Origin of the sequence: Rhizobium sp. NPDC090279 (genome assembly GCF_044769665.1) — a bacterium.
Taxonomy (GTDB): Bacteria; Pseudomonadota; Alphaproteobacteria; order Rhizobiales; family Rhizobiaceae; genus Rhizobium.
The window spans coordinates 1-9,458 of record NZ_JBIVYI010000032.1 but is presented as its reverse complement, the minus strand read 5'-3'; the positions used below and the strand labels follow the sequence as shown (position 1 = coordinate 9,458).

8 protein-coding genes and 1 pseudogene are annotated in these 9,458 nt (G+C 52.3%); 5 read left to right on the top strand and 4 right to left on the bottom strand.

The features are described 5' to 3' along the window. Positions 1 to 39: 39 nt before the first annotated feature. The 3 genes from ACIQWP_RS31580 to ACIQWP_RS31570 all read right to left on the bottom strand — a co-directional run bounded on the left by ACIQWP_RS31580 (position 40) and on the right by ACIQWP_RS31570 (position 1,433). A complete protein-coding gene (locus tag ACIQWP_RS31580; RefSeq protein ID WP_402796372.1) occupies positions 40 to 618 on the bottom strand; it encodes a cadmium resistance transporter in 579 nt (192 codons plus the stop codon). 110 nt (positions 619 to 728) lie between these two features. Next, positions 729 to 1,208, bottom strand: a complete 480-nt coding sequence (locus ACIQWP_RS31575) for a hypothetical protein (RefSeq protein ID WP_402796369.1) — start codon at positions 1,206 to 1,208, stop codon at positions 729 to 731. 15 nt (positions 1,209 to 1,223) lie between these two features. Beyond that, positions 1,224 to 1,433: a DUF4160 domain-containing protein gene (locus tag ACIQWP_RS31570; RefSeq protein WP_402796374.1), complete on the bottom strand. Its 210-nt coding sequence runs from the start codon at positions 1,431 to 1,433 to the stop codon at positions 1,224 to 1,226. A gap of 303 nt (positions 1,434 to 1,736) precedes the next feature. Here ACIQWP_RS31570 and ACIQWP_RS31565 point away from each other — a divergent pair. Continuing rightward, positions 1,737 to 1,829 (top strand): annotated as a pseudogene (locus ACIQWP_RS31565) (IS6 family transposase); the annotation flags it as partial. On the opposite strand, the gene ACIQWP_RS31560 reads toward ACIQWP_RS31565, so the two are convergent. Next, a complete protein-coding gene (locus ACIQWP_RS31560) occupies positions 1,808 to 2,113 on the bottom strand; it encodes a hypothetical protein (protein WP_402796376.1) in 306 nt (101 codons plus the stop codon). The pseudogene ACIQWP_RS31565 and the gene ACIQWP_RS31560 sit on opposite strands and share 22 nt — an antisense overlap. Positions 2,114 to 2,388: 275 nt before the next feature. Between ACIQWP_RS31560 and ACIQWP_RS31555 the strand changes: the two genes are divergently transcribed. From ACIQWP_RS31555 to ACIQWP_RS31540, 4 genes are all read left to right on the top strand, one after another. After that, complete coding sequence (locus ACIQWP_RS31555) at positions 2,389 to 5,838, top strand: autotransporter outer membrane beta-barrel domain-containing protein (protein WP_402796366.1); 3,450 nt, start codon at positions 2,389 to 2,391, stop codon at positions 5,836 to 5,838. A gap of 156 nt (positions 5,839 to 5,994) precedes the next feature. Next, a complete protein-coding gene (locus tag ACIQWP_RS31550) occupies positions 5,995 to 6,267 on the top strand; it encodes a hypothetical protein (RefSeq protein WP_402796363.1) in 273 nt (90 codons plus the stop codon). After that, entirely contained in the window at positions 6,264 to 7,454 is a 1,191-nt protein-coding gene (locus ACIQWP_RS31545; RefSeq protein ID WP_402796361.1) for an EAL domain-containing protein, read from the top strand. Before ACIQWP_RS31550 ends, ACIQWP_RS31545 begins: the two co-directional genes overlap by 4 nt. Positions 7,455 to 7,647: 193 nt before the next feature. Next, positions 7,648 to 9,348, top strand: a complete 1,701-nt coding sequence (locus ACIQWP_RS31540) for a hypothetical protein (protein ID WP_402796359.1) — start codon at positions 7,648 to 7,650, stop codon at positions 9,346 to 9,348. Positions 9,349 to 9,458 lie beyond the last annotated feature (110 nt).

The following is a 9,458-nucleotide window of genomic DNA, read 5'->3' as shown; positions in this document are numbered from 1 at the left end:
CCTGAAAATGGCGCCACTTAAAATCGCTCATCAAAAATCTCACTCAAAATCTTTGGTGCTCCTTCCGGCATCTTTGGAATTTTTGCAACAGAGCCCCACGACGTGACCATAGCGCCGGATCGGCGCGCCAATTGCGGGATGGTTTACCATCCGATGAGCCAGAAGCAGCCATACCGCAACCATTGCGAGGAACACGACGATGTAAACGAAGATTTCAAGATTGGTGCTAGTTGCGAAGACTGGCGTGTAAATGCCGATGTTGTCACCGCCGTTGGCTAACGTGACTGCCACAACGGCTGCAATATTACCGAAACCAGTTTTGACTGTGCCGCCCTCTTCTTCGTCACGGTCGTTTCCTTTCCGTAGATCATAGAGCCTTTTCAGGCCGATCAGAATCGGCAACAGGCCGAGCAGACCCACGTATTCCGGCGCTAAGATAAGCGAGACGAGTGAAGCGGCCACGCTAACCGCGACTAGCGCGGCGATGCCAACATATTGTCCGACAACGATTTCTCCGGGCCGGAATTTCGGATCGGCAAACAAGCTAAGAAGGACAAAAATGTCATCGATATTGGTGGAAGCGAAAAGCGCGATGGCGAGCCAAATGGAGGAAAACATCGAAAGTCCGAATTTTGAATGAGTGTATGGGTAGTTAGAAAGAGGCTCGCCTTAATAGTAAAGCGGCCACGGGCTAGTGTTGGGGCTTGTCAGCAATCGATTCCGGTCGGCTAGGCAGCTTTTGGCCTGCCGTTATGGCGCGGCCGGTAATGCGCATGCATCAACAATGGATCGCGTTGGCTTGCGCGCAACAGCATCTTGACGGCATGGCTGACCGGCGCGCCTGCCCGGTAGTTCTTCCATGTCCGCAGGCTAACGCCGAGAAAATCCGCGGCCTCGTTGTTGGATAAGCCGGCTTCCTCTTGCCATTTTCGCAGATCGTCCAGAGCGAAATCGCGCTGGTCTTCGGCGATCTGGAAAAGGTGATAGGCATCGATCGCCAGATCCTCGCCAGCCCATTTGACTGTCGCGCCGTAGTCGGCGACGGCGGCAGTTTTCCAGATATCGGGGGATTTGAGCGGGGCGAGCAGTTCGCCGCCGGTTGCAATCCAGCCGACGAGATTTGCGGAGGATTCAGCGCCACCCTTCCACTTGATTGCCAGCGTCACGTTTGATGTTGGCGTTACGCTTTCAATGCGCGGCATGTCCATTTCTGTTTCCCTTCCTCAAGCGATTGGAAAGCGGGGATTGGTCTGGTTCCACTCGGCGGTGATTGCTGCCCCGTTCTTTGCTGCCCATGCGAGGGCGAGGTCTTGTGCCTTGCGTGCGAGCTTACCACGAAGGATTTCCAGCGTTGCGACTTCCACCAGAGCATCCCCATCGGGGGTGAGAATGTGAAAGTGCGGGGGCAGATGATCGTTCGCGTAAACCCGAATGATGATGTTTCCGATTTGAACGAGTTTGCCCAGGTGCCCTTCATTTCGATGAGTTAAACATCGGGCATATTATGCACCATGTAAAGATAGTTGGTGCAATTTTTACCCTAAATATGGAGAAATACTATGGCTTACATGCTGTCGGCGCGAAGCAATTCGCGCCTCCCTGGCGTTCACTCTGATCTCGTGCGCGTCGTGTGGCGCGCAATTCAGATCACCGAAGTTGATTTTACCGTACTTGAGGGCGTTCGTGAGGCATCGTTAAGTTAACGAAACTTGGAACTGGATGTGCGACTACGGGCTATGACCGATCGTGATCCGCTCCATCGCCGCCATCGTTTCCCCGCCGAGATCATTGCCCACGCCGTATGGCTTTATTTCCGCTTTGCACTGAGCCAGTCTCGCTGAAATTTCTGAATTCCGGCTTCAACAAAATCCTCGCTAACCGGATCACGCGAGGTTAAGGGAGCAATGAGGGCGGCCGCCACGGCGGCATTGAGTGATTGCTTTTCGAATCGGATCGTATCCGTCGGATATCGCTTTGCGCAGTTGTCGTATCCAGTCTGACCAACACTTGCGTCCTTAGTAACGGCTTGTCCTTCGTTAACATCCAATTGCGTGATCTTGCCGTAGAGCCCGCCAGGGTGTGATCGCTGCCGGAGCGCCGTGCTCGACTTCATTCAGGCACATGTACAGAACCACGCCCAACATTCCGAAAGCGTCGCGGAGACGTGCCCTGGAACGGCTTCAACTCTTTAATCGCCAAGACTGGATACCGCTCCAGCCGCCGTTGAATGGGGCGGATGGAGCGGTATCCAGTCATCGGTGTAACCGTTTCGAACTGTGCGGTAACGCGGCGGAAGATTATGTGGAGGTGGATATCCAACAACACAATGTGGATGTTTTGGGATCGTGAAGGCCTCTATCCGCCTCACCGCATTTCCTGAAAAAATCCATGACAACGTTTGAACAGATTGGGACAATGGGTAAGATTAAACATTCGCATCTTCTCGTCACAGCAAGCGCACTGGCGATCAGCGCCATCTGCCTCCCCGCGGTCGCGCAACGGATTGTAGCCAATGGAACGACTGTTGGGGTCCCGGCCGATACGGTCATTGTCACGGAAGCAGCAAGTAACCCTGCGGGTTCAGCGCTCGTAGCCGTGAACGACGGAGTCATAGAAACACTGGGTCAGGTGACTCTCACTACCGGTGGCGCAGAGGCTCATGCGGCACTTTCTCGAGATGGGACGATAAATCTTAACGGGGGTGCGGTTACAACCGCCGGTGACCGCGCAGCTGGTCTTGTTGCTGCAGAGGGTGTTTTGACGAGCAACGGAAACCTGATCATCAGGACGACGGGTAATGATCGCGCTCACGGCATCAATGCTCAAGCTGCCAGCACCGTCACCCTCGGCGGCACAGTTGACGTTGCAACCGACGGTGCCGGATCAGTGGGGCTATTTTCGGACGCGACGAGTACGATTACGTCGGACGGCCGATTGACCATTAAGACGACGGGTAATGATCGCGCTCACGGCATTCATGCTCAAGCCAGCGGCACCGTTACCCTTGATGGTGCGGTTGATATTGAAACAACCGGCGATGGATCCAGAGGACTATTTTCGGACGCCAGTACAATTACCTCGAACGGCCGATTGACCATTAAGACGACGGGCAATGATCGCGCTAACGGCATTCATGCTCAAGCCAGCGGCACCGTTATCCTCGGCGGCACAGTTGACGTTGCAACCGACGGTGCCGGATCAGTGGGGCTATTTTCGAACGCCAGTACAATTACCTCGAACGGCCCATTGACCATCAGGACTTCGGGCAATGATCGCGCTAACGGCATTCATGCTCAAGCCAGCGGCACCGTTACCCTTGATGGTGCGGTTGATATTGAAACAACCGGCGATGGATCCAGAGGACTATTTTCGGACGCCAGTACAATTACCTCGAACGGCCCATTGACCGTTAGAACTTCGGGCAATGGTCGTGCTAACGGCATCACTGGTCAAACCGCGAGCAGTATTATCCTTGGCAGCGCGGTTGATGTTGCAACTATCGGCGATGGATCAGTCGGGCTCTACTTGGACACTAGTACAATTACCTCGAACGGCCCGATAACCATCAGGACTTCGGGCAATGAAAGCGCCCACGGCATCACTGCTCAAGTTGCAAGCACCGTTACCCTTGGCGGCACAGTTGATGTTGTAACCGTTGGCGATGGATCGGCAGGGCTCGTTTCGAGCGCTAGTACAGTTATCTCGAACGGCTCATTGACGATCAAGACTTCCGGCAATGATTATGCCCAAGGCGTCCATGCTCAAGCCAGCAGCAGCCTTGTCCTTAACGGCGCAGTTGATGTTGTAACCGTTGGCGATGGATCAGCAGGGCTCGTTTCGAGCGCTAGTACAGTTATCTCGAACGATAAATTGGCCATCAGGACTTCAGGCATGGAAAGTCATGGCATTTTCGTGAGGGATGGCAGCACGGTCAAGGTATCGAAGGGCGATATTGTTACGCAGGGTGCAGCCGCGGCAGGCATCTACACCGATTTTATTAGGACCAATCGGGTCAGTACTGTCCTGGTCGCGAATGGCACAGTGGGAAGCGAACAGGGCGATCTGGTGCGTTCGGAAGGCGGAGCCCTTGATGTGACACTGGACGCGGTTACAACGCACAATGGTCGCGGCGCGATCGCCGTTGTCGATGACGCGGCCGGCAATCATGGGGCCATTCATTTCAATGCCATTAACACAAATCTGATGGGTGATATCTTTGCGGCAACTGGCAACATTGCTGATGTCAGTTTTACTGGCAGCAGATTGACCGGTGCGGCATACAATGCGACGAACATTTCGCTTGATGCCGGCAGCGTCTGGAATGTGACCCATAGCTCGATGGTGTCAGGCACTGTTAGCAATGCTGGTATGGTCGCCTTTGTAGCACCTGATGCAGGTGTCTTCAAGGCACTGATGACGACAGATTACATTGGAAACAATGGCACAGTCGTGCTCAACACGATGCTTGGCGCGGATGGATCACCCTCGGACCAGATCGTCATCAGCGGCGGTGCAGCAGCCGGACGGACCGGACTTTTCATCCATAATGTTGCCGGTACAGGCGCGCCGACCACTGACGGTATCAAGGTTGTCAACGCCATCAATGGCGGCGCGACGAATGTTGATGCATTCTTTCTTAGCAACGGCAACTATGTCACCGAGGGTGGTCAGAACGCGAAAATCGCAGGAGCCTACGCCTATACGCTGAACCGTGGCGCGGTCTCACACGGCTTAGATGTCTATGGTGACAGCTATGCAGCCAACGACTGGTATCTGCGTTCGATCTTGACCGATCGGGTTGATCCCGCGGATCCAATCACCGAGCCTGCACTGCCGCGCTACCATCCAGGCGTTCCCATTTATGAAACCTATCCGGCGACATTACAGATTCTCAACCGTCTGCCGACCTTGACACAACGTACGGGTGATCGCTACTGGCATGACCAGGCTCCGGCCCAGAATACCCACTATCAGGACGGCGCTGCAATGAACGCTGGCGGCAATAATGCTTGGGGCCGAATTGAGCGTCTGCATGGCTATCAGCAACCCGGCAACACGACGAGCCGTTCGGATTATGACTACAATCTGTGGAAGCTTCAGGCAGGTATCGATGGCCAGCTTTACGAAAGCGGTGCTGGTAGGCTGATTGGTGGTGTTACCGTTCATTACGGTCAGGTCAAAACCGATGTGTCCTCGATCTTCGGTACCGGCAGTATCGACACGTCGGGCTACGGTTTTGGCGGCACTCTAACATGGTATGGTTACGATTGCTTCTATCTCGATGCACAGGGACAGGTTAGCTGGTACGATAGCGATCTTTATTCCGACACCCTGCACCATGGCCTCGCCAACGGCAATGATGGGTTTGGATATGGTTTCAGCGTCGAAGCGGGTAAACGTACCAGTCTTAACGAGAACTGGACGCTTACTCCGCAGGCGCAGCTGACTTGGTCATCTGTCGACTTTGACAGCTTCACCGACACTTACGGCGCGCACGTATCGCTGGGCAAGGGTGATAGCCTTAAGGGGCGCCTTGGCCTCTCCCTCGAACATAAGCACACCTGGAAGGACACCGCCGGCCAGGCGAGCAGCGCTCAGGTGTACGGTATCGTGAATCTGACTAGCGAATTTCTCGATGGAACAAGGGTCAATGTTTCGGGTGCGGTGTTCGAAAGCCGTGCTGAGAGGCTGGCCGGTGGAATTGGTCTTGGTGGGACTTACAAGTGGGCCAACGATAAATATGCCGTCTATGGCGAAGTGTCAGCAAATACCAGCTTAAAGAGCTTCGCGGACAATTACGAAGTTGGCGGTAAGCTTGGCCTACGTGTCAAATTCTAAGCAAATTCATTATTCGCCTCCCGGTGACGGACCAACGGACCGGGAGGATTTGTCTGTCTGGGAGACAGACTAGGGAGTCATCAAATATCCGCAAGGTCCAGGCCCAGCATACGGGCTTGCAGACACTCGCGATTGGTTGCTACAGAGGATATCTCTATGTATCGTCGTGTATTTCTGAGTTCTGTTCCCGCTACCATCATTGACGCCGCTTTTGCTCAGCCTCATTCATCAGAAGTCAATGCGGCGGCCGATGCCGTCGGCATTCTAAAGCTTGGATACCGGATCCGATGTAGTGCGTTGCAGAGGACAGCCATCTTGATGTCAAGTGATGCTTCAGAAGAAGCGAACAATAAGCAGACTCCTACAATTGCACCTGCGCTGTTTTTGAGTATCCCATTGGATTGCTCCGCCCGCGAGCTTGCTGCATGAAGCAGGATATCGCGCAGACGGAAACATCAACGCGATCGGGCCTGAACTGTCTTGGTTTGGTCATCGATTATCTGCCGCAAATGGCAGAGGTTTATGGTGATTACGTTGCCGACCGTGTGCTTCATGCCGTGTGCCGTCGCGCTGAATCATTCCTTCCGGACACGTTCGCTTCCGTGACGATTGAGCCATGGGGCGTACTTATTCAAGCTTGGGGATGGGATGCTGACATCAATCTGGCAAAAGCTTTACCAGCCTTGATGCTGGCATGTGAGCGGCAAATTATTATTGGCGAAATCACGATCAGCCTCACTCTGAGCATAGCGGAGTTCAACAATTTGCCTGAACCCGCTACCGGGAAGGGAGCGGCACTTCGTATCTGGTCGGATCAGTATCATGCCGATATGAAAATTGCCGACGCTGTCTATGACGCTATTGATAACGGGCGCCTTGAATTGTTCGAACAACCCGTTGCAAATGTTCGGGATCATGCAGAAAAGCTCTATTGCGAATGTCTCGCCCGCGTCTCTGATCAGGATGGCCGTCTCATCACCCCCGGGCTGTTTCTGCCGGCTTTGGAGAGACTGAACATCACAAGTGCTATTGATCGTTACGTTGTGAATGCGACAATCGAGAAGCTGAGAATGCGGAAATCGGGCAGACTTGGGTGCAATGTGTCAGTCTTATCGGCGGTCGATGACGTCTGGTGGGCATCAATCTATGAAGACCTGCGCCGGGAACCAACGATCGCCTCCCGTTTGGTCATTGAGATTACAGAATCAGCTCCGCCTGAGAATTGGTCAAGAACAAAAGGGTTTATTACTGCCATGCAGCGACTTGGTTGCAGGATCGCACTTGACGATTTTGGTGCCGGCTTCAGCTCGATTGACTTTGCTCGATCGTCGGGTGCCGACATCATAAAGATTGACGGTTCCTTCGTTCGTGAGGCAGTTGAGGATGAACGCCAAAGTGCACTGCTGCAGCATATTGTGTTGCTCGCCGGTGATTGCGCGGCACAGGTCGTGATCGAAGGCATTGAGACCGCACAAATGTGCAAAATTGCCGAGTCAACTGGCGCGGGATGGCTGCAAGGCTATCTCATTGGCCGACCGGAGAGGACGTGGCCGAAACATTCTCTTGATAGTGGTGAAGAGGAAACGCAAGTAGAAGAACGCCGTATATTGGATTAAGCACTCGAACGGCGGAGAATCTTTAACGCCGATCACACTTGGCATGAATATTGAGCAGACAATTGAGACTGAGTTACCTTTGAATGATGAAAGATGAAATGCTCTTACCTTCCTATCCCAGCCAACCGTGGGTTCCTCTGCGTTCTTCTTCGTGTTAAATCCAATGAGAACTCAGTGCGAAACGGTGCATGCCATGGAAAGTTCGGATCCTTCAAAGATCGACAAGTCCGCAATTGACCAAGAGCTTGCCCGAATATTTGCGTCGGAGTACTTTGTTAATGCGGGTCGGATGCGCGAGTTTCTCGAGTACATCGTTGCCGAGACCTTAGCTGGACGTGCAAATCGCATTAAATCATACTCAATCGCAATCGAAGTATTCAAGCGTGATGCTGATTTTGATGCATCGCATGATCCCATTGTGCGGACAAGTGCAAACCGGTTGCGTGCGGCTTTGGAGCGATACAATCAGAACGCAGTGAATACGACCGGGGTAAAGATAACCCTCCCAAAAGGGCGATACGTTCCTGTCTTCATGCAACTTTCAACAGGCATCAGGGATGATCCTCATGAAGGTGCTGAGGCTATGTTGACAGTTGCTGAGCCAGCATTTTTCAGGAAGAAGCCGTCACGACTTCCAGCGTGGGTTTTTGCTGTCTGTTCAGTTGTTGTCGTGGCATTTGTTTTCTTTCACTTTTTGTCATATCAGACCCAAAACGTCAGGCCGCAAGCCCCACCTGTTCTAGTTGTTACAAGAGTTACTGCTGATTCGAACCGGTCTCAGGCTGGCAAAATCGCTGCGGGGCTCTCCGAAATATTGGTTTCAAACTTAAGCGCTTACGGAAACTCACGAGTAGTAGATGACCGCAATGGCGATGTGAACTTGGATCGTCTTTTCGTTCGTGAAGGGAATGTCTATATACTCAAAACCAGCGTCAGGGAAACGGACGAAGCGGTCTCGATCGTTTGGCAACTGGACAATGCTACGTCAAAAGAAGTGGCATGGGCATCTGAAGAAACGCTCGACGGAAATATCGACATTGACAGTGCTGCTGATTTGTTGGCGGGGCGGATTTTAGGATTGGAAGGAGCTCTACCCACGCTTATGGGCTCGCTTTACAATGGGACAAACGATCAGCTTGGATGTCTTTCGAAGCCTCACCGCCTGGCGCTGTTCTATCGCCCAGACCTCCAAGAAGATGTCAAAAATTGCCTGGAGAAGGTCGTCGCTCTACAGCCTGCCAATGCTGAAGCTTGGGCAATACTTGCGCAGATGTATTACAGACTGAGCGCTACGGCTTCTTCTTTTGGTAAGGATACACAACAGTATGATGCAAAATTAAAATATGCAGCACTGAAGGCAAAAGATCTTTCTCCAAATTCCATTTTAACAAAGCAAGCTCTCATGTACTACGCCTATAACAGCAAGAATTTTAAAATATTCGAAGATATTGCGAGAGACATCATAAAAAAATACAAAGATCCGCACCTGAAGATGCGTATCGGTGCTGCATTTATGAATATTGGATTATTTGATGAAGGTTCTGAGTTGGTCAGTTCAGGAATTAAAGAGTCCGAAGACGATTTTACTTTGGCCTATATTCCGTTGGTTTATGAGAGATATTATCTTAGGGACTATCCAGGTGCGTTGTCTTTATTGAATAAAGTCGGTGTCACCGACTATTATTTGGTCCCACTGATCAAAACTGTTCTATTTGCCCAGCTCGGTCGTCAAAAGGAGGCCGAAGCCGCCCTCGCGGAGCTTCACGCCCTGCGTCCGAGTTATGAGCGCAATCTTTATAGCGATTTGCGGCATGGTAATGTCTCTGAAGGGATTATTGACAGTCTGGCAGACGGATTGGCTTTGGTCGGTGTTGACGTATACAGACCAGAGTAAAGGACTTTGCATGACTTATACTAACGAGCGCGATTTCGGACTCTTTGCGGCTTTCCAAAACGGCGCGAATCTGAATCCATGTTGCAAACTGGAGGTTTGCCGTGGGTTCA